The organism is Enterobacter sp. FW301-JW81 (genome assembly GCF_058788735.1).
On the sequence record NZ_JBYTBA010000001.1, the window covers coordinates 1171810 to 1195023 of the forward strand.

Annotated in this window: 21 protein-coding genes; 15 read left to right on the forward strand and 6 right to left on the reverse strand. The window is 58.1% G+C overall.

Annotated elements, in window-relative coordinates:
* Nucleotide 1: 1 nt before the first annotated feature.
* Nucleotides 2-877: a LysR family transcriptional regulator gene (locus tag AC3WOK_RS05590; protein ID WP_492354125.1), complete on the reverse strand. Its 876-nt coding sequence runs from the start codon at nucleotides 875-877 to the stop codon at nucleotides 2-4.
* Between the two features lie 110 nt (nucleotides 878-987).
* On the opposite strand from AC3WOK_RS05590, the gene AC3WOK_RS05595 reads away from it, so the two are divergent.
* The 12 genes from AC3WOK_RS05595 (at nucleotide 988) to AC3WOK_RS05650 (ending at nucleotide 14924) form a co-directional block, all read left to right on the forward strand.
* Nucleotides 988-1839: a Vmh family MBL fold metallo-hydrolase gene (locus AC3WOK_RS05595; RefSeq protein ID WP_447855706.1), complete on the forward strand. Its 852-nt coding sequence runs from the start codon at nucleotides 988-990 to the stop codon at nucleotides 1837-1839.
* Between the two features lie 232 nt (nucleotides 1840-2071).
* Nucleotides 2072-2287 carry a biofilm-dependent modulation protein gene (gene bdm, locus AC3WOK_RS05600; RefSeq protein WP_023335793.1) on the forward strand — a complete coding sequence of 72 codons (216 nt, stop codon included), beginning with the start codon at nucleotides 2072-2074 and terminating at the stop codon, nucleotides 2285-2287.
* Between the two features lie 95 nt (nucleotides 2288-2382).
* On the forward strand, nucleotides 2383-2520 hold the full coding sequence (gene sra / locus AC3WOK_RS05605) for a stationary-phase-induced ribosome-associated protein (protein WP_008501714.1): 138 nt from the start codon (nucleotides 2383-2385) through the stop codon (nucleotides 2518-2520).
* Between the two features lie 176 nt (nucleotides 2521-2696).
* Nucleotides 2697-4394 (forward strand): NAD-dependent malic enzyme, encoded by a 1698-nt coding sequence (locus AC3WOK_RS05610; RefSeq protein ID WP_059310000.1) that lies wholly within the window; start codon nucleotides 2697-2699, stop codon nucleotides 4392-4394.
* Between the two features lie 348 nt (nucleotides 4395-4742).
* Nucleotides 4743-6452, forward strand: coding sequence for an ABC-F family ATP-binding cassette domain-containing protein (locus tag AC3WOK_RS05615; RefSeq protein ID WP_492354126.1), 1710 nt, complete (start codon nucleotides 4743-4745; stop codon nucleotides 6450-6452).
* 197 nt (nucleotides 6453-6649) lie between these two features.
* Entirely contained in the window at nucleotides 6650-7660 is a 1011-nt protein-coding gene (gene adhP, locus AC3WOK_RS05620; protein ID WP_047348428.1) for an alcohol dehydrogenase AdhP, read from the forward strand.
* A 149-nt stretch (nucleotides 7661-7809) separates the two neighbouring features.
* A complete protein-coding gene (locus AC3WOK_RS05625) occupies nucleotides 7810-9429 on the forward strand; it encodes a TIGR04028 family ABC transporter substrate-binding protein (protein WP_047348425.1) in 1620 nt (539 codons plus the stop codon).
* Nucleotides 9430-9439: 10 nt separating this feature from the next.
* Nucleotides 9440-10384 carry an ABC transporter permease gene (locus AC3WOK_RS05630; RefSeq protein ID WP_059309997.1) on the forward strand — a complete coding sequence of 315 codons (945 nt, stop codon included), beginning with the start codon at nucleotides 9440-9442 and terminating at the stop codon, nucleotides 10382-10384.
* Nucleotides 10381-11232, forward strand: coding sequence for an ABC transporter permease (locus AC3WOK_RS05635; RefSeq protein ID WP_047348423.1), 852 nt, complete (start codon nucleotides 10381-10383; stop codon nucleotides 11230-11232). The genes AC3WOK_RS05630 and AC3WOK_RS05635 overlap by 4 nt, the downstream gene beginning before the upstream one ends.
* A complete protein-coding gene (locus AC3WOK_RS05640; RefSeq protein ID WP_492354127.1) occupies nucleotides 11229-12836 on the forward strand; it encodes a dipeptide ABC transporter ATP-binding protein in 1608 nt (535 codons plus the stop codon). The genes AC3WOK_RS05635 and AC3WOK_RS05640 overlap by 4 nt, the downstream gene beginning before the upstream one ends.
* Nucleotides 12833-13822, forward strand: coding sequence for a putative FMN-dependent luciferase-like monooxygenase (locus AC3WOK_RS05645; RefSeq protein WP_059309995.1), 990 nt, complete (start codon nucleotides 12833-12835; stop codon nucleotides 13820-13822). Before AC3WOK_RS05640 ends, AC3WOK_RS05645 begins: the two co-directional genes overlap by 4 nt.
* A gap of 10 nt (nucleotides 13823-13832) precedes the next feature.
* Nucleotides 13833-14924: an alkylhydroperoxidase domain protein gene (locus AC3WOK_RS05650; RefSeq protein ID WP_492354128.1), complete on the forward strand. Its 1092-nt coding sequence runs from the start codon at nucleotides 13833-13835 to the stop codon at nucleotides 14922-14924.
* A 5-nt stretch (nucleotides 14925-14929) separates the two neighbouring features.
* Here the strand turns inward: AC3WOK_RS05650 and araJ are convergent, their stop codons facing one another.
* Together araJ and AC3WOK_RS05660 are read right to left on the reverse strand one after the other, a co-directional pair.
* Nucleotides 14930-16105 (reverse strand): MFS transporter AraJ, encoded by a 1176-nt coding sequence (gene araJ, locus AC3WOK_RS05655; RefSeq protein ID WP_492354129.1) that lies wholly within the window; start codon nucleotides 16103-16105, stop codon nucleotides 14930-14932.
* A gap of 93 nt (nucleotides 16106-16198) precedes the next feature.
* The gene (locus AC3WOK_RS05660) at nucleotides 16199-16870 is read right to left on the reverse strand and encodes a QnrE family quinolone resistance pentapeptide repeat protein (RefSeq protein WP_492354240.1); all 672 of its coding nucleotides are present in this window, start codon (nucleotides 16868-16870) and stop codon (nucleotides 16199-16201) included.
* A gap of 179 nt (nucleotides 16871-17049) precedes the next feature.
* Between AC3WOK_RS05660 and ppk2 the strand changes: the two genes are divergently transcribed.
* From ppk2 to AC3WOK_RS05675, 3 genes are all read left to right on the forward strand, one after another.
* On the forward strand, nucleotides 17050-17892 hold the full coding sequence (ppk2, locus tag AC3WOK_RS05665) for a polyphosphate kinase 2 (protein WP_492354130.1): 843 nt from the start codon (nucleotides 17050-17052) through the stop codon (nucleotides 17890-17892).
* Between the two features lie 102 nt (nucleotides 17893-17994).
* A complete protein-coding gene (locus AC3WOK_RS05670; protein WP_492354131.1) occupies nucleotides 17995-18183 on the forward strand; it encodes a type II toxin-antitoxin system CcdA family antitoxin in 189 nt (62 codons plus the stop codon).
* The gene (locus AC3WOK_RS05675) at nucleotides 18183-18506 is read left to right on the forward strand and encodes a CcdB family protein (RefSeq protein WP_492354132.1); all 324 of its coding nucleotides are present in this window, start codon (nucleotides 18183-18185) and stop codon (nucleotides 18504-18506) included. Before AC3WOK_RS05670 ends, AC3WOK_RS05675 begins: the two co-directional genes overlap by 1 nt.
* 51 nt (nucleotides 18507-18557) lie before the next feature.
* Here the strand turns inward: AC3WOK_RS05675 and fdnI are convergent, their stop codons facing one another.
* The 3 genes from fdnI to fdnG are packed head-to-tail and all read right to left on the reverse strand — an operon-like array spanning nucleotide 18558 to nucleotide 23150.
* Nucleotides 18558-19214 (reverse strand): formate dehydrogenase-N subunit gamma, encoded by a 657-nt coding sequence (fdnI, locus tag AC3WOK_RS05680; protein WP_492354133.1) that lies wholly within the window; start codon nucleotides 19212-19214, stop codon nucleotides 18558-18560.
* Nucleotides 19207-20091 (reverse strand): formate dehydrogenase subunit beta, encoded by an 885-nt coding sequence (gene fdxH / locus AC3WOK_RS05685; RefSeq protein WP_047348414.1) that lies wholly within the window; start codon nucleotides 20089-20091, stop codon nucleotides 19207-19209. Before fdxH ends, fdnI begins: the two co-directional genes overlap by 8 nt.
* An 11-nt stretch (nucleotides 20092-20102) precedes the next feature.
* Nucleotides 20103-23150 carry a formate dehydrogenase-N subunit alpha gene (gene fdnG / locus AC3WOK_RS05690; RefSeq protein WP_492354134.1) on the reverse strand — a complete coding sequence of 1016 codons (3048 nt, stop codon included), beginning with the start codon at nucleotides 23148-23150 and terminating at the stop codon, nucleotides 20103-20105.
* Nucleotides 23151-23214 lie beyond the last annotated feature (64 nt).

Here is a 23214-nt window from a genome sequence, read left to right on the forward strand (position 1 = left end):
CTTATGCCAGATAGCGGGCCAGCTCATCAAGGAACACCCGCAGCGCGGCAGGCTGATATTCCCGGGACTGGTAAATGCCGTGGATGGCAAGCGGCTTGGGTTCCAGCGCCTCCAGTACCGGCACCAGCGACCCCTGCTCCAGCGCGGCACGCGCTTCGCGCTCCGGCAGCATGGCGATACCGCAGTGCTTGATCGCCGCGTCCATCAGCAGCGAAGAGATGCTGGCGCTCAGGTTGCCGCTGACGGCCACGCTCAGGCTTTCCCCTTCCGGCGTCAGGAAGTGCCAGGACTGCCCGGCGAAGAAGCTGTAGTGCAGGCAGTTATGCTGCGCGAGTTCTTCAGGGCTGGCGGGCGTGCCGCGCTGTGCCAGATAGTCCGGCGAAGCGCAGAGCATCGAGCGACATTCCCCCAGCCGGCGGCCAATCATCCCGGGTTCGGGGTTGTCGGTAATACGCACGGCGACGTCAATACGCTCTCCCACCAGGCTCACCGGGTGGTTGTTCACGTCAAGCTCAACGCGCAGCTGCGGGTAGCGCGCGAGCAGGCCGGGCAGAACCGGCGCAATCATATGCATGGCGGTAAAGTGCGCGCAGGCCACCCGCAGGGTGCCTGACGGAAGGTCTTTCTCCGACTGGCCCTCAATTTCCTGCGAGATCTGCGAGAGCGTCCGCGTTTTTTGCAGCACCTTTTCCCCTGCCGCGGTCAGCGTCAGCTTGCGCGTCGAGCGGTTTACCAGCCGCGTGCCCGCCCACTTCTCCATCTGTTCAAGGTAGCGGCTCACCATCGGCCGGGAGATGCCCAGCGCGCGTGCCGCCGCGCTCAAGCTTCCCAGCTCGCATATCCGGTTGTAGACCTGAGCGGCAATAACGCGATCCATATAAGCTCCATTTGCTCGATTTATGAAACTAAGCATGTCTTGTTTCAGGAATTCTGGCAAATGCGAATATCCGTACAATAGAGACATTCCTGAACAACAGAGACAACAGCATGAAACTCACTCACTTTGCCCTGCTTTCCACCCTTATCACGCCGGCCGCGTTTGCCGCACAGCTGAACGTTGATACCTACAACCCGCAGGAAAAAGGCATTTTCGCGGTCTCCTCCACGCTGGTTTCCGGCCCGAAGGAAGCGGTGCTGTTTGACGCGCAGTTCAGCGTGAAGGATGGCGAAGCGCTGGTAGAGAAAATTCGCCGTAGCGGTAAAACCCTGAATAAGATTGTGATCACCTCCGGCGATCCGGATTTCTATTTTGGCCTGCAGCCGCTGGTCAAAGCCTTCCCGAATGCCAAAGTGGTGGCCACGCAGCACGTGGTTGACCATATCAAGGCCACTAAAGACGCCAAGCTGGCTTTCTGGGGCCCGCAGATGAAAGACGGTGCGCCAACGGAACTGATTGTTCCGCAGGTTCTCGCCTCCACCACGTTTATGGTTGACGGGGAAAAGGTCGATATCGAACAGCCGGACAGCTACGCGGCCTATGTGTGGATCCCGTCAGCGAAAACGATCCTCGGCGGCACCGGGGTAGCCTGGGGTATTCACGTCTGGACGGCAGACACCCAGACCCCGGAAAGCCGTAAGCAGTGGCAGGACACGCTGCAGGCTATGGCCGCGCACAAGCCAGAACGCGTGATCCCGGGACACTATCTGGGCACCCCACCGGCGGGCGCTGGCGCGATTGATTTTACCCGCGACTATCTGCAGCGCTTTGAAAAAGCCTTAACCGCACATAAAGATTCCGCAGGCGTTATCAGCACCCTGAAAAAACAGTATCCGGGCCTGGCGGAAGAGAGCTCGCTGGAATTAAGCGCGAAGGTGAATACCGGCGAAATGAAGTGGTAATTTAACCTCTGCTCCTGCTATATATTCGTGATAGCAGGAGCACCCTCATAATATCCCCGCCGTTACTCGTCGATATATCCTCTCCGTCTAAAAGCGCATAAAAGCATGCACTTATATCATTTTTATTTCTAAGATGAATCTGAGCCACAACCGGGAAAATATTTGCCATTCTGTTTGTGAATTAAATTTTTTGCGAGCCGTACCATTAAACAGACAACGACACGGAGGCAGCATGTTTACTTATTACCCGGCTAATACCACAGCAGCACAACCTGAACTCGTTAACGCGATTGCGCAGGGTCTTCACGCCGAGCACGGTGCTGTGACTGAAGATGACATTTTGATGGAACTCACCAAGTGGGTGGAATCCACGGATAATGACATCCTCAGTGACATCTACCAGCAGACCATTAATTACGTCGTCAGCGGGCAAAACGCACCCTTGTAAAAACCTGCTAAGCTGGATCTGCAACCTAAGGGGTTACATTTCGTTTGCGTAAGCAAACTGGTCCTTAAAACTATCAACAGGATTGAGGAGTTAACATGAAATCGAACCGTCAGGCACGCCATATTCTGGGACTGAACTACAAGCTTTCTAATCAGCGTAAAGTGGTGATTGAAGGCGACCATGAAACGCAAGTCACTCACGCCACCGGCAGAAAACGCCACGCCGGCAAGTAAGTTCCAGACTAAGATCCAGAACACCATCGGTAATCCCGATGGTGTTTTTGTTTATGTGTTGCGGTAATTAATATTTAGCTCCTTTATAATACCGCCTGACCGCACCCCAGCGCACAGGCCAGAAAGATGACAAACAGCAGTGTCAGGGACGGATCTTCATAAAAAGAGTGAGTGACATGGACAACAAACTGAAAAAACATCGTTCCTTATACATCCCATACGCCGGACCGGTTTTACTCGAATTCCCCCTGCTCAACAAAGGCAGCGCCTTCAGCATGGAAGAGCGCAGCAGCTTTAACCTGCTCGGTTTACTGCCTGAAGTGGTTGAGACCATTGAAGAACAGGCAGAGCGCGCGTGGATCCAGTATCAGGGTTTCAAAACTGAGATCGACAAACACATCTACCTGCGTAACATTCAGGACACCAATGAGACCCTCTTCTATCGCCTGGTGCAGAACCATCTGGAAGAGATGATGCCGGTGATCTACACCCCGACAGTGGGTGCGGCCTGCGAGCGTTTCTCCGAGATCTACCGTCGCTCCCGCGGGGTTTTCATCTCTTATCAGAACCGTCACAACATGGACGATATTCTGCAGAACGTGCCGAACCACAATATCAAAGTGATTGTGGTGACCGACGGCGAACGTATTCTCGGCCTTGGCGACCAGGGCATTGGCGGGATGGGGATCCCAATCGGTAAACTCTCCCTCTACACCGCCTGCGGCGGCATCAGCCCGGCGTATACCCTGCCGGTCGTGCTGGATGTCGGCACCAACAACCAGCAGCTGCTGAACGACCCGCTCTATATGGGCTGGCGTCATCCGCGTATTACCGACGACGAGTACTATCAGTTTGTTGACGATTTCATCCAGGCCGTGAAGCACCGCTGGCCGGACGTGCTGCTGCAGTTCGAAGACTTCGCGCAGAAAAACGCGATGCCGCTGCTGAACCGCTATCGCGATGATATCTGTTCCTTTAACGACGACATTCAGGGCACCGCCGCCGTGACCGTGGGGACGCTTATCGCCGCCAGCCGCGCGGCCGGCAGCCAGCTGAGCTACCAGAAAATCGTTTTCCTGGGCGCAGGCTCCGCGGGCTGCGGTATCGCCGAGCAGATTATTGCCCAGACGCAGCGCGAAGGCCTGAGCGAAGAGCTGGCCCGCTCCCGCGTCTTCATGGTTGACCGCTTCGGCCTGCTGACCGACGGCATGCCGAACCTGCTGCCGTTCCAGACTAAACTGGTGCAGAAGCGCGAGAACCTGAAAAACTGGGATACCGACAACGAAGTCCTTTCCCTGCTGGACGTGGTGCGCAACGTGAAGCCGGATATTCTGATCGGCGTTTCCGGGCAAACCGGTCTCTTCACCGAAGAGATTATTCGCGAGATGCACAAGCACTGCGAACGCCCTATCGTGATGCCGCTCTCCAACCCGACCTCACGCGTGGAAGCAACGCCGCAGGACATTATCGCCTGGACCGAAGGCAACGCGCTGGTTGCCACCGGCAGCCCGTTCGATCCGGTGGTGTGGAAGGATAAAACCTATCCGATTGCCCAGTGCAACAACTCCTATATCTTCCCGGGCATTGGTCTGGGCGTTATCGCCTCCGGCGCGTCCCGCATCACCGATGAAATGCTGATGTCGGCGAGCGAGACCCTGGCGGGCCACTCGCCGCTGGTCAACGACGGCGAAGGTCTGGTGCTGCCAGAGCTGAAAGACATTCACAAGGTGTCGCGCGCTATCGCATTCGCGGTAGGTAAAATGGCGCAGCAGCAGGGCGTGGCGGTGAAAACCTCTGCCGACGCGCTGCAGCAGGCCATCGACGACAACTTCTGGAAGCCTGAATACCGCAGCTATCGCCGCACCTCGATTTAACTCTGTGTTCCGACCGTTCCCTCTCCCTCCGGGAGAGGGTTAGGGTGAGGGGAACAGACCGCACCATCGAATACCCACTAGCCAAACCCCTTTTCCCCCGCTACACTCCCTTAATCCATTAACCCACTGAATATATAAGGAGGCCAATTATGCTGTACTGTGAAATTTTCAATGTTTCACATACATTTGGTGATCGCACCAGCTCAAGCGTTATCGGTATCGTGCTGCGATAACTTCTGCTTGAGCGAAGACACCAACCCCTGAAATCCCTTCTCTCGGGCTTACTGAGTTATCGTCAGCGATGTTTGACGAGGCATAAACATGCCTGTAACTCTTGGGTAAGCAACAATGAGCACTTTACTCACTGCACAATCTTTACGCGTTGATACGGCGTTTGGCACGCTCTTCGACTCTCTCTCCTTTACGCTGAAAAAAGGCGACCGCATTGGTCTGCTGGGCGATAACGGCTGCGGCAAAAGTACGCTACTGAAGGTGCTGGACGGCACGGACTCCCCTGCTGCCGGAACGGTAGCGCTGGCCGGGCACTGCCTGATGGCGCGCGTTGAGCAACACCTCCCGGACGCTATTTTACCGCTGACCATGCTGGATGCCGTCCTGGCCCAGTTGCCCTTAGCGGAACGCGACAGCCTGCGCTGGAAAGCCGAAACGCTGCTGGCGGGCATGGGCTTCACGTCGCAGGATATGTCGCTGCACTCCGCCACGCTCAGCGGCGGGCAGCACACCCGCCTTCTGCTGGCGCGGGCGCTGATTCACGAGCCGGACCTGCTCTTGCTTGATGAGCCCAGCAACCACCTGGACCTGCCGACCATGCTCTGGCTGGAGCACTTTTTACAGAACTGGTCAGGCAGCTTCGTGCTGGTCTCGCACGACAGACAGCTGCTGGATGCCGTCACCAACGGCAGCTGGATCCTGCGCGATAAGATGCTGCACTACTTTGCCCTTCCCTGCACGGCGGCACGCGAGGCGCTTGAAGCAAAAGACGAAAGCGACGCGCAGCGCCACAAGGCGGAGCAAAAGGAGATCGACCGCGTCACCGCCAGCGCTAAGCGGCTGGCGGTCTGGGGCAAGGTTTACGACAATGAAGACCTGGCCCGCAAAGCCAAACAGATGGAAAAACAGGTTGAACGGCTTAAAGAGAGCCAGACCGCGCTCACGGCGGGTAGCCAGTGGACGTTAACCCTGCGCGGTGACGCGCTGCGGGCAGACCGTCTGCTGGAGATGGAAAATCTCGGCGTCCCGCCGGCGCCCGGACTACCGCCGCTGTTTAACATCGAAATGGCGCGGCTGAAAAGCGGCGATCGCGTGGCGATTGTCGGTCGTAACGGCTGCGGTAAATCGTCGTTGATGAGGCTTATCTGGCGACATTTTACCGATGAGCTGGCGGACGGCGGGCTGAAAATCCATCCGCGCGTCTCGCCGGGCTATTACGACCAGACGCTGAACCAGCTGCCGGATGATGCCACGCTGCTCGACGCGCTGGAGCCCTTCGCGCCCGATCCGCAAAACAGGAAGATGGCGCTCATCAGCGCCGGGTTCCCGTGGTCCCGTCACGGGCAAAAAGTCAGCACACTCAGCGGCGGCGAACGTTCGCGCCTGCTGTTCGTTGGCCTGACGCTTGCCCGCTACAGCCTGCTGATGCTGGATGAGCCAACCAACCACCTCGATATGGAAGGCAAAGAGGCGCTGGCGCAAACCCTTCAGCAGTTCGAAGGGGGCGTGCTGCTGGTCAGCCATGACCGTCAGTTAATCAGCCAAAGCTGCAACCGTTTCTGGCTGATTGAAGAGGGAACGCTGAGCGAGTGGCACGATGCAGAAGCGGTTTTTGAGCGGCTGCGTGAAAGCGCGGGGCTTATGACATCCGCTGCGCCCTCTGTCGCCGCGACGGTGCAACCCTCGCCGTATGACGATCTGCTTGAACGGCTGGTTGCGCTGGAAACGCTGCTGGAAGACGATCTGGCGCGCAAGCCGAAGCATCAAAAGCCGCAGCTGCAGGCGCAATGGCGTAAGGAGATTGAGGAGATAGAAGCACAGCTGTAAGCCTGCGCCCGGCGAGCACCTCGCCGGGCCAGCATTTTCCCCCCTTAATTATTAGAGGATCGCCGTATTCTTAATCTGAAATCGAATCAAATGATGACATTATGTTGCGGCAGCCTTGCATTACCAGGCTAATGTATTAATCCTTAAGGGGTATTACACCTGCTATGCAGATTCTTATCATGAACAAGGAGATACACATGAAGGCTGCTGTTGTCACACAGGACCACCAGGTCAACGTCACCGAAAAAACCTTACGCCCGCTAAAGCACGGGGAAGCCCTGCTGAAGATGGAGTGCTGTGGCGTATGCCATACCGATCTCCACGTGAAGAACGGTGATTTCGGCGACAAAACCGGGGTTATCCTGGGCCATGAAGGGATTGGGATCGTGAAAGAAGTCGGCCCTGGCGTGAAATCGCTGAAGGTCGGCGACCGCGCAAGCGTGGCGTGGTTTTTTGAAGGCTGTGGCCACTGCGAATACTGTAATACCGGCAACGAGACCCTGTGCCGCGATGTGAAAAACGCCGGCTACTCCGTTGACGGCGGCATGGCGGAAGAGTGCATCGTCACCGCGGATTACGCGGTAAAAGTGCCGGACGGTCTGGAATCCGCTGCAGCCAGCAGTATCACCTGTGCCGGGGTCACCACCTACAAAGCGGTAAAAATTTCCGGTATTAAACCGGGCCAGTGGATTGCGATTTACGGTCTGGGCGGGCTGGGCAACCTCGCGCTGCAGTACGCTAAAAACGTCTTTAACGCCAAAGTCATCGCCCTTGACGTTAATGACGAGCAGCTGAAGCTGGCGGCAAGCATGGGTGCGGATTTGACCATCAACTCCCGCAGCGAAGATGCCGCTAAAATTGTGCAGGAAAAAACCGGCGGCGCGCATGCCGCTGTCGTCACCGCCGTCGCAAAAGCGGCATTCAACTCGGCGGTAGACGCCGTGCGTGCCGGCGGCCGCGTGGTCGCCGTTGGCCTGCCGCCGGAAGCGATGAGCCTCGATATTCCGCGCCTGGTGCTGGACGGCATTCAGGTGGTGGGTTCGCTGGTCGGCACCCGTCAGGATCTGCAGGAAGCGTTCCAGTTCGCCGCAGAAGGCAAAGTGGTGCCGAAAGTCACGATGCGTCCGATCGAGGACATCAACGCCATCTTTAAAGAGATGGAACAGGGCCAGATCCGTGGCCGTATGGTGATCGACTTACGTTCGTAATCGTTCACCGTTCATCACCGCTCCTCTCCGGGGCGGTTTTTTTATAGCCATTTTCCGGCAATCCTTATCTTAATTCCTTTGTTCCCTTGTTTTCCCCCGCGCCCGATGATGAATCCGACGCTAACAAGAAGATAACAAAGGAATTCACCATGCAAACCCCATTTCGTCTGCCGCTGCTGACGGCGCTCATTCTGACGACAACCGCAGCCTGGTCCGCTGATGCGCCGGTCAAAGGCGGCACGCTGATTTATCTGGAGCAGCAGGCGCACACAAACCTCTACCCGCCCGCCGGCGGCTTCTACCCGAACGGCGGCATCCTGAACCAAATCACCGACAAGCTGACCTGGCAGAACCCAAAGACGCTGCAGGTCGAACCGTGGGTGGCAGAAAGCTGGACCACCAACGCCGATAAAACCGAATACACCTTTAAAATTCGCCCGGGGATCACCTTCTCCGACGGCACGCCGCTGGACGCCAGCGCCGTAGCGAAAAACTTTGATACCTACGGTTTGGGCAACAAGGCGCAGCGCCTGCCGGTGTCCGAAGTGATCAATAACTACGATCGCAGCGAAGTGGTCGACCCGCTGACCGTGAAGTTCTACTTCAAAAAACCGTCGCCGGGATTCCTGCAGGGCACCGCCACGATTGGATCGGGCCTGGTCTCGCTCAGCACGCTGAAACGCAACTTTGAAGAGCTGGGAGACGCCCGCCATATCATTGGCTCCGGCCCGTTTGTGGTGAAGGACGAGAAGCTCGGCCGCGAAGTGACGCTCGAAGCCCGCAAAGACTACCGGTGGGGACCTAAAAATCTGGCGCAGCAGGGTCCTGCCAATCTGGACGGCATCAAGTTTATCGTAACCCAGGAGGACAGCGTGCGCGTCGGCGCCCTGCTGGCCGGTCAGGCGGATTTTATCCGTCAGGTGCAGGCGTATGACGAAAAGCAGGCGACGGACCAGGGCTATAAGATCTACGCCGCCCCGACGCGCGGCGTGAATGACAGCATCAGCTTCCGTCCGGACAACCCGCTGGTCGCCGATATTCGCGTTCGTCAGGCGCTGCTGCACGCCACCAATGCCAAACAGGTGGTCGAGACCCTCTTCTCGGCCAACTATCCGCAGGCGAAGTCGGTGATTGCCGATTCCGCCGCAGGCTTTGTCGACCTCAGCGACAAACTGACCTTCGACCCGGCAAAAGCTAACCAGCTGCTGGACGAGGCGGGCTGGAAAGCGGGCAGCGACGGGATCCGCGCCAAAGACGGGCAGCGGCTGGCGCTGACGGTGTATGAATCGTTGCCGCAGCCGCAAAACAAAGAGGTGCTGCAGCTGGTTGCCCAGCAGTGGCGTCAGGTGGGCGTTGCCCTGAGCGTCAAAGCCGGCGACGCTGGCAGCCGCACGCTGGATAACCTTGACCCGCTGAAAACGCCGCTAACCGTCTCCGAAGTGGGCCGCGCCGATCCTGACGTGGTGAAAAGCATGTTCTACCCCGCTAACCGCGACGCGCTGCTGCAGAAAGGCGGCTCCAGCGACAAGGTCAAAAACTTCCGCGACGACAAGCTGAACGCACTGCTGGTCGATATCTCCGCCGAGGTCGATCCACAAAAACGCCTGCAGTTGAGCGGCGATGCCCAGCGTTACCTGCTGGATAACGCCTACGTCATTCCGATTTTCGAGGAGCCGCAGGTCTTCGCCGGCGCCCCGTGGCTGAAAGGCGTGAGCTTTGAAGCGGTAGGCCGCCCGTCGTTCTACGGCGCGTGGATTGAGAAACACTAAGGAGCCGACGATGCGCCACGCACTTCTTCAACGTTTTGGGCACGGGCTGCTGGTGCTGTGGGCCGCCTTTACCCTCTCGTTCGTGTTGCTCCAGGTGCTGCCGGGCGACGCGGTGCTGATTAAATTTCAGAACCCGGACCTGGGCTTAAGCCCGGCGCAAATCGAAGAGATGCGCGTGGCCTACGGCGCGGACAGCCCGCTGTGGCAGCAGTACGGTCACACGCTGCTGGCGATGCTGCGCGGGGATTTCGGCTATTCGTTACAGGCAGGCGTGCCGGTCAGCGAGCTGATTGCCAGCAACCTGCCGGATACCCTGAGCCTCGCCCTGCCCGCCTTTTTACTTGCGGTCCTGCTGGCGTTTGCGCTGGCCTTTGCGTCGCGACTGCCGGGCCTGCGCTGGCTGAGCAATACTCTCCAGTCTCTGCCGGTCCTGTTTATCTCGTTACCGACGTTCTGGCTGGGCATTGCCCTGATCCAGCTCTTCTCTTTTCAGCTGCGGCTGATCCCGGTGATTAATCCGACGCCACTGCAGGGGCTGATCCTGCCGATCGTGACCGTCGCCATCCCGATCTCCGCCCCGCTGGCGCAAATCCTGATGCGCAGCCTGGACCAGGTGGCGACGCAGCCGTTTGTTGCCGTTGCCCGGGCCAAAGGGCTGAGTGAAACCGCCGTTCTGTGGCGTCACGTGACGGGCAACGCCCTGCTGCCGGTGCTGAATATTGCCGGGCTGCTGCTGGGTGAGCTGATTGCCGGAGCGCTGATCACGGAAACCGTTTTTGGCCGCAGCGGGCTCGGGCAACTGACCCAGCAGGCGGTGAATAACCAGGATATCGCCGTGCTTCAGGCGGTGGTGATGATTTCCGCCCTCGGTTTTGTCCTGATCAATCTGCTGGTGGATCTGCTGATGCCGCTGCTGGATCCCCGTCTGCAACCCCTTTCCGGAGGTGCATCATGAGCCTTGTCGATTACGCAGCCGCCGCGCGAAAACGCGTCCCCACCTGGCAGGGTGTCGAATGGCAGCCCGGACTGTGGCTGGCATGGGCGGTAATTATTATCGCTCTCTTTGCCGCCGTGGCGCCCGGCCTGTTAACCCACTACAGCCCGATTGAGGGCATCGCGGGCGCACAGCGCCTGGCGCCGCAGGCCGGCCACTGGCTCGGCACCGATCAGCTTGGCCGCGATGTTTACGCGCGTATCGTTTATGGCGCCTCCCACTCCCTGAGCGCGGCGCTGGCCGCCGTCACGATGGGTCTGCTGGTGGGTACCGGTTTAGGAGTGGTTGCCGGGGCGTTCGCCGGACGCGTCGAGTCTCTGCTGATGCGTTTCGTCGACGTGCTGCTGTCCATCCCGTCTCTGCTACTCTCGCTGACGGTGATTATTCTGCTCGGCTTTGGCACCGTTAACGCCGCGATTGCCGTGGGCGTAGCCTCGATTGCCAGCTTCGCCCGCCTCGCGCGCGGTGAAGTGGTGCGCATCCGCCATACGGATTATGTCGAAGCGGCGTATGGCAGCGGCGGGACGTTCTTTGCGGTGCTGTGGCGACACATCCTGCCCAACGCCTTAACCGCCGTGCTCGCCTTTGCCACGCTGCAGTTTGGTCAGGCCATCCTGGCGCTCTCCACGCTGAGCTTTCTCGGCTACGGCACCCCGCCGCCCGTGCCGGAATGGGGCTTATTGATTGCCGAAGGCCGTAACTATCTCTCTACCGCCTGGTGGTTAACCACCTTCCCCGGACTGGCCGTTATCGCCGTGGTGCTGGCAACCAACCGTATCAGCCAACAGTTCAGCGGAGGCCTGAAATGACCGTACTCTCGGTAGAAAACCTCACCATCAGCTACCGCACCGCGCGCCAGTGGCGAGAGGTGGTGCATAACGTCAGCTTCACGCTCGGGCGAGGAGAAATGCTGGCGTTTGTCGGCGAGTCCGGCTCCGGAAAAACGACCACGGCGCAGGCGATCATCGGTCTGCTGGCCGATAACGCCCGGCGCGATGCGGGGAAAATCATTCTCAACGGCGAGGAGATAAGCCAGTGGTCCGCTAAGCGTCTCGATACCCTTCGCGGCGCGCGAGTTAGCCTGGTTCCGCAGGATCCGGGTAATTCACTCAACCCGGTAAAAACCATCGGCGCGCAGGTCGGCGAAATTATTCAGCTGCACCAAAAGGTCACGGCTCACCAGCGCGACGAGCAGGTGCTCGCCCTGCTGACAAAGGTCGGCCTGAGCCACCCCGAGCAGCGCATGAAGCAGTACCCGCATCAGCTCTCCGGCGGCATGAAGCAGCGCGTGCTGATTGCCATCGCGATGGCGCTGCGCCCGGACGTCATCATTGCCGATGAGCCGACCAGCGCGCTGGACGTGACGGTGCAAAAACGCATTCTCGACCTGCTGGATATCCTGCGGCGAGAATCGGGAACCGCCGTCCTGTTTGTTACCCACGATCTGGCGCTGGCCGCCGAGCGCGCGGACCGGCTGCTGGTTTTTCGCGATGGCGAAATTCAGGAACAGGGAAATACCGCCGATATCGTCCGCACGCCGCAGCACGCCTACACTCGCCAGCTGCTGAGCGATCTCCAGGGCCAGCGCCTGACCATCGCCCCGGTGGCCGGTCTGCCGCTCGCGTCACCGGCCATTCGCGCCCGCGACATCAGCAAACGGTTCTCGCTGGGCAAAGGCCATCAGCTTCAGGCGCTGGATCGGGTAACGTTTGACGTCAGGCGCGGCAGCACGCATGCGCTGGTCGGTGAATCCGGCTCCGGGAAAACCACCCTCGCCCGTATTTTGCTGGGCTTTGAACAGGCCGACAGCGGGCAGGTCATTATTGACGATATCGATGCCACCACGCTCAGCCGCGAGGCCCGTCGTCAGCTTCGCCAGAAGATCCAGTTTGTTTACCAGAACCCGTTTGCCTCTCTCGACCCGCGTCAGACGCTGTTTGACATTATCGAAGAGCCGCTGAAGAACTTTTCCCGCCTGCGCAAAGCGGAGCGTAAGGCCCGGGTTGAGACGGTCGCGCAGCGGGTTGCCCTGCCCGTCGAGCTCCTGAGCCGCACCGCCCGGGAGCTTTCTGGCGGACAGCGCCAGCGCGTTGCCATCGCCCGGGCGCTGATCCTGGAGCCGACCATTCTGGTGCTGGACGAAGCCACCTCCGCGCTGGACGTCACCGTCCAGGCGCAGATCCTGGCTCTGCTTCAGCAACTGCAGCAGCAGCTGGGGTTAACCTATCTCTTTATTACGCACGATCTCTCCACGGTTCGCCGGATCGCCCACAGCGTCACGGTGCTGCGCAGCGGTCAGGTGGTCGAGCACGGCGACGTCGGGACCTTATTCGCATCGCCGCAGAACGCCTATACCCGCGAGCTGATTGACGCCATTCCCCATTTTTCACCCGCTACGGAGGAGTTCGCATGACGCGAAAACGCCTGGGGTTTTTCACCCGCCTGCTTGACGACGCCGCGCCGAAGGAGCGCTACCGTCTGGCAACAGAACAGATCCGCCACGCTGAACGCCACGGTTTCGACAGCGCCTGGATTGCGCAGCACCATTTCCACGAAAGCGAAGGCGGGCTGCCGTCTCCGCTGCTGTTTCTGGCGCACGCGGCCGCGCATACCGAAACCATCCGCCTGGGCACGGCCATCATTACCCTGCCGATGGAAAACCCGCTGCGCGTGGCGGAAGATGCCGCGGTGCTTGATTTACTCGCCGAAGGACGTCTTGAAGTCGGGCTGGGGTCAGGCGGCACGCCCACCTCATTCCTGCCGTTCGGCCTGACGTTTGAGGCGCGCGCGAGCGCGTTTGCCGAGAACCTGCACGTGCTCCAGAGCGCCTGGCGCGGCGATTCGCTCGCCCATCCGGATAACCATTTATACCCACCGGCACCGCAGCTGGCGGACCGCATCTGGATTGCCACCTTCTCCGTAGACGGCGCAGTGCGTGCCGCACAGGCCGGACACGGCTTAATGCTCTCGCGCACGCAGCCGCGCCCCGCGGACCGGCCGGATCTGACGCTCGATGAAATCCAGAACCCGATTGTGGATGCCTACCTTGAGGCGCTGCCGGCGGGCATCGCGCCGCGCATTCTCGCCTCCCGTACCGCGTTCGTCGCCGACAGCGATGACTATGCGCTGAAGGTGGCAACGCCGGGCCTGACGAAGCAGGCACAGCAGCATCGCGCTGCCGGACACGCGGTTAAAGGTGACACCGTCACCGATTATCGCCGCCAGTTTGACGCCCATATCGGTTCACCCGAGACGGTACTGCGTTCACTGCACGCCGATTCCATTCTCAGGCGCGCCACGGATATCTCGTTCCAGGTCCACTCGGTCGAACCCACGCACCGCGACACGCTGCGCTCCATTGAGCTGATTGCCGAACATATCGCCCCCCACATACTTTGAGGAGACACCTATGTCATTAAGTCAGGACATTCTCGCCGAGCTGGCGGAAATTAAACCCGGTTCCCCTCTGGCAGAGGCGCGCGCCGCGCGGGATGCCGCCACGCGTCACGCGCAGGGCAGCTACGAAATCCTCTTCAGCCAGCAGGATGATGATTTTGCACTCGACGAGCGTTTCGCCGTGGCCGCAAAAGTGGCCAGATGGCACAGCGCGGAGGCGCTGGCCGCGCACTACGCGGGGTTTGGCCTGGCCGACCCCACCTCAGACCGCCTGACCCCGGCGCTGAACTTCGCGCGCCTGCTGACGTTCTCGCCCGTTGAAGCCACGCCGACCGCGTTAAAGGCATTGACCCAGGCGGGATGGAGCAAAGAAGGTATCGTTACCCTGGCGCAGCTCATCGCGTTTGTGAGCTTCCAGAGCCGACTGATTGCCGGACTGCGGCTGCTGAACGACAGGCCCGTCGCCGCAAGCGATGCGCCGGTGGCCGCGGGCCTCTGGCACACGACCGCAACCACGGCCACCGGGAAGGCAGCCCCCGTCGCGTTCACCCAGCAGGAGCTGGGCTGGGAGCCGTGGCTGGCCGCTAAACCGCTGGCGGATTTCCGCGACGATGAGGTTGCCATACTGGCGAAATTTGGTCATACCGATTCCGACTATTTCCGCCTGCTGGGGCGCAATCTGCCGGTGCTTGAACAGCGCACGCTGACCGATAAAGGGATTTTTTATACTCCGGGGGGACTGCCGCGCGCCGAGCGCGAGCTGGCCGCAACGGTCGCCAGTAAAATCAACGGCTGCATCTACTGCGCATCTGTCCATGCGCGTAAAGCCAGCCAGCTGTCAAAGGATGACGGCGCGGTAGAGGCGCTTCTGGCGGTGCGTCCGGGGCAATCCCTGAGCGAGGGACAGTCCGCGCGCTGGCAGGCGGAAATTAACTTTGCGGCAGCGCTGTCGGTTACGCCGCCTGCCGCCACGCCGCTGCACCTCGCCGCACTGGAAAAAGAGGGGCTGGATACCTTAGCGCAGCTTGACCTGGTGCAGTCAGCGGCCTTCTTCGCCTGGGCCAACCGCCTGATGCTGACCCTGGGCGAGCCCTGGCTTGCCTGACCCGATCAGGCTAGCGCGCGAGCGTTAGCCTGAGCCTGCCTGACCCGCAGATAACCGTAGATCAGCAGCGCGCTCATGGCCGAGAAAGAGAGTATCGCCGCAGGCAACGTGACGTAGCTCCAGCTAAAGCCGAGGGTAATCATCATCCCGCCAAAGTACGCGCCAATCGCGCTACCGAGATTAAACGCCATCTGCCCGCCCGCGGCCCCCAGCATCTCACCGCCCTTCGCATTTTGCAGAAGCAGGATTTGCAGCGGCGCAGAGAGCGCGAACAGCCCGGCGCAGCAGATAAAGCCCATCACCAGCGAGGCCGTTTTCAGCTCGCCAAAGGCGAAAAGCAGCAGCAGCGAGGCGACAATCACCATGTCGGTGGTGGCCGCAATGCGCAGCGGGCTAAAGCGGCCCGAGAGCTTACCGCTCAACAGATTGCCCAACACCATGCCAAGGCCCATCAGCATCATGATGATGGTCATCACGCCTTCGGTGAAGCCGGAAACGTTGACCATAAACGGCTTAACGAAGCTGAACCAGGCGAACACGCCGGCGTTGCCAAACATCGTGGCGGCAAAAATCAGCCAGGGTTCTGGTTTCTTCAGAAAATGGAACTGCTCGGTCAATTTAATTTCTGATTTGTCATGGATGTCCGGCACCCAGAGCAGCACTGAAAGGATCACCAGCGCATTGAACACGGCAATCAGGAAAAAGGTATAGCGCCAGCTGAACTGGTGCCCAAGCCAGGTACCCAGTGGAACGCCCACCAGGTTTGCCACCGTCATGCCGGCGATCATCCCGGCCACCGCGACCGTCACCTTCCCCGGTGGCGCAATTTTCGAGAGGATAATCGCCCCGACGCCGAAAATTGCGCCGTGTGGGAATCCTGAAATTAAGCGCCCCGCCGCCAGCAAGAGATAGGACGTTGAAAAGGTAAACAGGGCGTTTCCGACGGCGGACATCGCCACCAGAAACAGCAGCGTGGTTTTTAACGAGAGCTTGCCTGAAAACAGCGCCATAATCGGCGCGCCAATCACCACCCCGAAGGCATAAAACGAGATCATATTCCCGGCAGAGGGAATTGAAATGCCGGTGTCATGTGCCAGCTCGGTTAACACTCCCATAATGCCAAATTCAGCCATTCCCAGGCCAAAGGTGCTCAGCGCCAACGAAAAAATTGTCTTTTTCATACTTCAACCACTGGTTAATCACTCGCGACGGGCATTATTGAATAATCTTGTATGGTGAGCCAGTTCAAATCAGCTGGCTGACAGGTTAATCCATTAATTCAGGTAAGGTTGTGAATACCGATAGCCCAAAACCACGATGCCAAGCCGCTCCATCAGCTGGGCAATCTGATAGCTGTCCAGTTTGACACCCTGCAAATCAATACCGCGCACGTCCAGTTCACCCAGTTCTGAGTTGGTCAGATCGCAGTGGGTAAAATTGGCTGCTCGCCAGTCAAAAGAGGAGAACTCGCCCCCCGACAGATCCGAGCCGCTGAAGGTGGCACCGAGGATTTGCGCGCCGTTCCAGCGGTTTTCCCACAGCTCGCATTTTTCCAGAACTACCTTCGAAAAATTGGCATAGCTCAGGTTGCTTTTTGTTATGTAAGCACTGCAAAACCAGGTACGCGTAGTGATCATATTCATAAAACTGGCCCCGCGAAAATCAGCCCCTTGCGCCCTGCATTCACGGATTTCGATGCCTAATGCATTCGAATGCGTGAAATCCGCCATCGATAAATCGCAGCTTTTGAAAATAGCATCTTTAAGCTGCGCCCGAGTAAACTTACCGCCCTGCTGGCTTTCCCGGTCATAGAACTGACAGCCAATAAACTCCGTGCTGGTTAAATCCGTGCCGGAAAAGTCGCAGTTACGAAAGATTGCATTCTCTATTTTCTCGCCGGTAAAACGAGTACGACCGATTTTTTCGCCCTCAAAAATCAATGCCATCACAACCACCTGTTTATTCATACAGTATCTTTCACCATTCTAACCCGTTACCTGCAGAAGAGAAACACGCTTATCTGACACACATGTCAAAAATTCCCGCGAAGGTTGCAGGCCAGCATTACACTTCAAAGTGTTAGTTCCTTCTAAGCACATCACCCGATCCGGAGATGAGGATTATCATGGGAAACGCAAAGCAGAATAAAACCAAAGCAGCGACCGTGACCAAAGCAAGCGCAGATAGCCTGGTTAAACCCGTGCTAAAGACCAAAGAGTACGAACAAGAGCTCCGCCGTCTGCACGTGGAACTGGTTAAGCTCCAGCAGTGGGTCGTCGCTAAAGGACTCAAAGTGTGTATTGTTTTTGAAGGACGCGACGGTGCCGGCAAAGGCGGTACCATTAAAGCGATCACCGAGCGCGTCAGCCCACGCGTATTTCGCGTTGTTGCGCTCCCTGCCCCGACGGATAAAGAAAAAAGCCAGCTCTACTTTCAGCGCTATGTACCGCATCTGCCTTCGGCGGGCGAGATTGTGATTTTCGATCGCAGCTGGTACAACCGCGCGGGCGTGGAGCGGGTAATGGGGTTCTGCACTGAGGAACAGGTTGAGAAATTTTTGGACGGCACGCCGGTCATGGAAAAAGCGATGGTCGATGCCGGCATTATCCTGCTGAAGTACTGGCTGGAAGTGACGCCTAAAGAGCAGGAGCGCCGCCTGCGCGACCGTATTAACGATGGTCGTAAAATCTGGAAGCTTTCGCCAATGGATATTAAATCCTTTAACCTGTGGGACGAGTACACCCGTGCACGCGACGCCATGTTTGAAGCCACCGATACCGCCTGGGCACCGTGGTTTGTGGCGCGTTCAGAAGATAAAAAGCGCGTGCGCCTGAATATTATTTCGCACCTGCTTTCGCAGATTCCATATAAAGAACTGCACGTTGAAAAGGTCGATTTACCGAAGCGTAAAATAGGCAAGGTGAAACCAACGAAATACCCGTTCCGGTATATTTCAGAGAGGTTTTAATATTACTGGAAGGTGGCTCGCAGAATGTAGATTACCAGGGGAAACGGTATTGTTTTTTGTTGGCTGCGGTTGATAATGACCGCACCAACAAAGGAGATAAAAATGAAACTAAACCGAAGCAAAGACTATGGCAAAAGAGAACGTGTAGCGGACGAAGTCTCGCGTGCAGCCCAGACACCAGAGGCGCGGAGACGGCAGCATCAGCAAGATAAGGAGTTCATAAAAGCCATGAATGAATTTACGGCTAAAGCGGGATTATTATCCGACGATCCTTTCTTTGGAGGGATTTAATGTGCTTTCAGTTTGACGTTTACCGTAATCCTTCAGAGAGAACACGCGACTACCAGCCTTATTTTATGATAATTCAACATGACTATTATGATGACCTATCAACAAGACTGATTCTTCCATTAAGTTACCATAGCTATTTACGTGGACATATCCACGCCGCGATGCCACTGGTGAATATTGATTTTGAGCGATATTTCCTTAATACCGCGGGCATAACACACGTGGAGAAAAAGAAACTGAATAATAAAAATTATGTATGCAATCTTCGCAGCGCGAGAAGTACTGTGATTGCAGCAATAGATGCCTTGGTAACCAATACATAACGTAGGCCCGCGCAAGCGCAGCGCCGCCGGGCAAAGCCGACGGCGCAGGGTTTACTTCATTCCTTCCGTACTTTCCCTTTTCGCTTCCAGCCGTTCCACATCACGATACCAGCGCGGGTGATGTTTCTGCGCCCAGCGACGGCTCACCTTCCCTTCAATCATTCCTTTAATCGAGCCTTTCACCCAGAACGCCATATACATATGGATCAGGATGGCATGAATCAGGATGATGGCCGAGGTCGCGTGGATCAACAGCGCGTAGCGCACCACCGGGATCGGGAAATAGTGCGCAAAATAAGGTCGCCAGATAATCACGCCGGTCACCAGCAGCACAAAAATCATGCTCATGATGGTCCAGAACATCATCTTCTGCCCGGCGTTGTATTTGCCTACCTTCGCGACTTTATGCTCGTTGCCCTTCAGGACTTCAACGATCCCTTTCACCCACGGGATATCCTGCTTGTCCGGGATATTGTGATGAACAAAGCGCACGAACATAAACATCAGCACCACGAAAATCAGCACGCCGAAGAACGGGTGTAGAATGCGCCCCATCTGCGGCGTGCCGAAGGTTTCGGTTAGCCACTGCAGCGTCGGGAAGAAGAACGAAATTCCCGACACCGCCACCAGGAAGAAGCAGATCACGACCGTCCAGTGACAGGCGCGGTCAACGAACTTTGTGCGCACTATCATCTTCGACTTACTCATGATGCTCCTCCTCATCGTCATCCACCTCTTTGTTTGGCCCAATACCGATATAGTGATAAATCAACCCAGCGAAGGTGGCGATAAAGCCCGCCGCAGAGAGCGGTTTCAGCGCCCCTTTCCACAGGTTGATCGAGGTATCGATCGCCGGATCTTTCGGCAGGTTGTGGTACAGCTCTGGCTGGTCGTTGTGGTGCAACACATACATGACGTGCGTGCCGCCCACGCCCTGCGGGTTATAGATGCCCGCATTCTCATAGCCGCGCGCTTTGAGCTTATCCACCCGCGCCTGCGCCACGTCCAGCATCTCTTTTTTGGTGCCAAAGTGAATGGCGCCGGTTGGACAGGTCTTCACGCAGGCAGGCTCCTGGCCGACGCTGACGCGATCGACGCACAGAGTGCATTTATATACCCGGTTATCCTCTTTATTGAGGCGCGGGATATTAAACGGACAGCCCGCGATGCAGTACCCGCAGCCGATGCAGTTGTCCTGCTGGAAGTCGACGATCCCGTTGGCGTACTGAATAATCGCCCCGGCAGACGGGCACGCCTTCAGGCAGCCCGGATCTTCACAGTGCATGCAGCCGTCCTTGCGGATGAGCCACTCCAGCCTGCCGTTCTGCTCGGTTTCGCTAAAGCGCATCACCGTCCAGGATTTGGCGCTAAGATCCGCCGGATTGTCGTAAACCCCAACGCAGTGCCCCACCTCGTCGCGGATATCGTTCCACTCCGAGCAGGCCACCTGGCAGGCCTTGCAGCCCACGCAGGAGGAGACATCAATAAGCTTGGCGACTTCTGCCTTGTAATCCCGCGCGCGAGGCGCGGGGGTAATCGGGTTGGTCGCGGAGCGCTTAATAATGTCTTGTGTTTCCATCGCCATCTAATCGCTCCTTACGCTTTCTCGATGTTGACCAGAAACGCCTTGTACTCAGGCGTTTGCGAGTTGGCGTCGCCAACGTTTGGCGTCAGGGTGTTGGCGATGTAGCCTTTCTGCGCCACCCCCTCAAAGCCCCAGTGCAGCGGGATACCGACGGTTTCCACCTGCTGACCGTGCACGTTCAGGGTTTGCAGACGGCGAGTGACCACCGCCACCGCGCGAATAAACCCGCGCTTGCTGCTCACCTTCACGCGATCGCCGTTGGCAATCCCTTTCGCTTTCGCCAGCGTTTCGCTGATTTCCACAAACTGTTCCGGCTGCGCGATGGCGTTAAGCCGCGCGTGCTTGGTCCAGGTGTGGAAATGCTCGGTCAGGCGGTAGGTCGTTCCCACGTACGGGAATTTGTCCTTTTTGCCTAAGCGCAGCACGTCGTCTTCGTAGATACGCACCACCGGGCTGGAGATAACGTTCGGGTGCAGCGGGTTGGTCCCCAGCGGCGTTTCCATCGGCTCGTAGTGTTCCGGGAACGGCCCTTCCGCCAGCTTGTCGAGGGCAAACAGGCGTCCCAGCCCTTCCGGCTGCATGATGAACGGCCCGGTGTTGCTACCCGGCGCGGCGGTGTTGTAGTCCGGGATATCGTTCCCCGTCCACTTCGCCCCGTTCCACTGGATCAGCATGCGCTTCGGATCCCACGGCCTGCCGTTGACGTCCGCAGACGCGCGGTTGTACAGCACGCGACGGTTCAGCGGCCACGCCCATGCCCAGCCCAGCGTATTGCCGAGCCCGGACGGGTCAGCGTTATCGCGGTTGGCCATCTGGTTACCCTGCTCCGTCCAGCTGCCGGTATAAATCCAGCAGGAAGAGGCCGTAGTCCCGTCATCGCGCAGCAACGCAAAACTGTTCAGCAGCTGGCCTTTCTTCGCCACCAGATTGCCGTTCGCATCGTAGAGATCGGCCAGCGCCACGCCGTTATTTTCCTTCGCTACCTCTTCCGACTCAGGATGATCCGGCTGCTTATAGCTCCAGCTCATCTTCAGCAGCGGCTCAGCGCCTTTGCCGCCTTCGGTGCGGTACATCTCGCGCAGGCGATGGTAAATCCCGGCCAGGATCTCGCCGTCGTTGCGCGCTTCACCCGGTGCGTCCTGACCTTTCCAGTGCCACTGCAGCCAGCGGCCAGAGTTGGCAATGGAGCCGTCCTCTTCCGCGAAGCAGGTGGACGGCAGGCGGAACACTTCGGTCTGAATCGACGCCGGATCGACATCGTTCGATTCCCCGTGGTTTTGCCAGAAGGTGGAGGTCTCGGTCACCAGCGGGTCGATAACGACCATGTACTTCAGCTTGCTCAGGCTGCGAACCACTTTGTTTTTATCCGGGAACGAGGCCACCGGGTTAAAGCCCTGGCAGATGTACCCCGTGACGTTACCCTTATCCATCATGTTGAAATATTTGATAACGTCGTAGGCCTGGTCCCACTTCGGTAACCACTCATAGCCCCAGTCGTTCTCTTTCTGCGCCGCGTCGCCGTAGAAGGATTTCATCAGGCTGACGTAGAACTTCGGATAGTTGCTCCAGTAGTTCACCTGGTCCGGCAGCGTCGCTTTTGGCGTGTTCGCCGCCAGGTACGTTTGCAGATCCGCCTGCTTTTCCGAAGGCAGCGTCAGGTAGCCCGGCAGGCTGGTGGACAGCAGGCCGAGGTCGGTCAGGCCCTGAATATTGGAGTGACCGCGCAGGGCATTCACGCCGCCGCCTGCCATGCCCATATTGCCGAGCAGCAGCTGGATCATCGCCATGGTACGGATGTTCTGTGCGCCGACGGTATGCTGCGTCCAGCCCAGCGCGTACAGGAACGTCGTGGTCCTGTCAGCGGCACTGGTAGAGGCCAGCACTTCACACACTTTCAGGAAGTCCGCTTTCGGCGTGCCGCAGATGTTCTCCACCACGTCCGGCGTATAGCGTGACACGTGCTGTTTCAGCAGGTTCCACACGCAGCGCGGATGCGTCAGCGTTTCATCGCGCATCGCGTGGCCGTTCTCATCAAACTGATAGTTCCATGAGGACTTATCGTACTGGCGCTTTTCGGCGTCATAGCCGCTAAACAGCCCGTCCTCGAAGGCAAAATCATCCCGCACCAGCAGGTTCGCGTTGGTGTAGTGCTTAACGTATTCCGCGTTAATTTTGTTGTTTTCAATCAGGTACAGCAGAACGCCTGACAGGAACGTAATGTCCGTGCCGGAGCGAATAGGCGCATAGATATCCGCCACCGATGCCGTACGCGTAAAGCGCGGATCGACGACGATAAGCGTCGCATCGTTGTTGTTTTTCGCTTCCATCGCCCAGCGGAACCCCACCGGATGGGCTTCAGCGGCGTTACCGCCCATCACCACCACGACGTTCGCGTTTTTGATATCAACCCAGTGGTTGGTCATCGCACCGCGACCAAATGTTGGAGCAAGACTTGCTACCGTTGGTCCGTGTCAGACGCGCGCCTGGTTATCTACCGCCAGCATGCCGAGAGAGCGCACAAATTTTTGCGTCAGCATGCCGGTTTCATTACTTGCCGCTGAGGCACATAGCATCCCGGTGGAGAGCCAGCGGTTGACCGTCACGCCCTGCGCGTTCTTTTCAATAAAGTTGGCGTCGCGGTCGGCCTTCATTAATTTTGCAATACGGGAGAAGGCTTCATCCCAGGAGATACGCTGCCATTTGTCGGAGCCCGGCGCGCGGTATTCCGGGTAGCGCAGGCGGTTTTCGCTGTGCACGTAGTCCAGCAGGCCCGCCCCTTTCGGGCAAAGTGCGCCGCGGCTCACCGGATGATCCGGGTCCCCTTCAATGTGGTAAATCGCTTCTCTGGCGTTCTTCGCGCCATCGCCCAGGCTATACATTAAAAGCCCACAACCCACGGAGCAGTATGTGCAGGTGTTACGGATCTCTTTCGCGCGCAGCAGCTTAAAGTTGCGTGCCTGAGCCAGTGCCATTTTGGGCGCAAATCCCAGCATAGCGGCTGTTGTTCCGGCCATACCGCCCGCGCAGATTTTGAAAAATTGTCTGCGGCTGACGTCCATTGTTGTCCTCGTTATCTGATAAGACTTCGTGGCGCAAACTAACAGCAATGCCCCTGTTTTTTTT

Coding starts and splice junctions, on each gene's coding strand:
- AC3WOK_RS05590 (WP_492354125.1), bottom strand. CDS start 877: ATGGATCGCGTTATTGCCGCTCAGGTCTACAACCGGATATGCGAGCTG.
- AC3WOK_RS05595 (WP_447855706.1), top strand. CDS start 988: ATGAAACTCACTCACTTTGCCCTGCTTTCCACCCTTATCACGCCGGCC.
- bdm (WP_023335793.1), top strand. CDS start 2,072: ATGTTTACTTATTACCCGGCTAATACCACAGCAGCACAACCTGAACTC.
- sra (WP_008501714.1), top strand. CDS start 2,383: ATGAAATCGAACCGTCAGGCACGCCATATTCTGGGACTGAACTACAAG.
- AC3WOK_RS05610 (WP_059310000.1), top strand. CDS start 2,697: ATGGACAACAAACTGAAAAAACATCGTTCCTTATACATCCCATACGCC.
- AC3WOK_RS05615 (WP_492354126.1), top strand. CDS start 4,743: ATGAGCACTTTACTCACTGCACAATCTTTACGCGTTGATACGGCGTTT.
- adhP (WP_047348428.1), top strand. CDS start 6,650: ATGAAGGCTGCTGTTGTCACACAGGACCACCAGGTCAACGTCACCGAA.
- AC3WOK_RS05625 (WP_047348425.1), top strand. CDS start 7,810: ATGCAAACCCCATTTCGTCTGCCGCTGCTGACGGCGCTCATTCTGACG.
- AC3WOK_RS05630 (WP_059309997.1), top strand. CDS start 9,440: ATGCGCCACGCACTTCTTCAACGTTTTGGGCACGGGCTGCTGGTGCTG.
- AC3WOK_RS05635 (WP_047348423.1), top strand. CDS start 10,381: ATGAGCCTTGTCGATTACGCAGCCGCCGCGCGAAAACGCGTCCCCACC.
- AC3WOK_RS05640 (WP_492354127.1), top strand. CDS start 11,229: ATGACCGTACTCTCGGTAGAAAACCTCACCATCAGCTACCGCACCGCG.
- AC3WOK_RS05645 (WP_059309995.1), top strand. CDS start 12,833: ATGACGCGAAAACGCCTGGGGTTTTTCACCCGCCTGCTTGACGACGCC.
- AC3WOK_RS05650 (WP_492354128.1), top strand. CDS start 13,833: ATGTCATTAAGTCAGGACATTCTCGCCGAGCTGGCGGAAATTAAACCC.
- araJ (WP_492354129.1), bottom strand. CDS start 16,105: ATGAAAAAGACAATTTTTTCGTTGGCGCTGAGCACCTTTGGCCTGGGA.
- AC3WOK_RS05660 (WP_492354240.1), bottom strand. CDS start 16,870: ATGGCATTGATTTTTGAGGGCGAAAAAATCGGTCGTACTCGTTTTACC.
- ppk2 (WP_492354130.1), top strand. CDS start 17,050: ATGGGAAACGCAAAGCAGAATAAAACCAAAGCAGCGACCGTGACCAAA.
- AC3WOK_RS05670 (WP_492354131.1), top strand. CDS start 17,995: ATGAAACTAAACCGAAGCAAAGACTATGGCAAAAGAGAACGTGTAGCG.
- AC3WOK_RS05675 (WP_492354132.1), top strand. CDS start 18,183: ATGTGCTTTCAGTTTGACGTTTACCGTAATCCTTCAGAGAGAACACGC.
- fdnI (WP_492354133.1), bottom strand. CDS start 19,214: ATGAGTAAGTCGAAGATGATAGTGCGCACAAAGTTCGTTGACCGCGCC.
- fdxH (WP_047348414.1), bottom strand. CDS start 20,091: ATGGCGATGGAAACACAAGACATTATTAAGCGCTCCGCGACCAACCCG.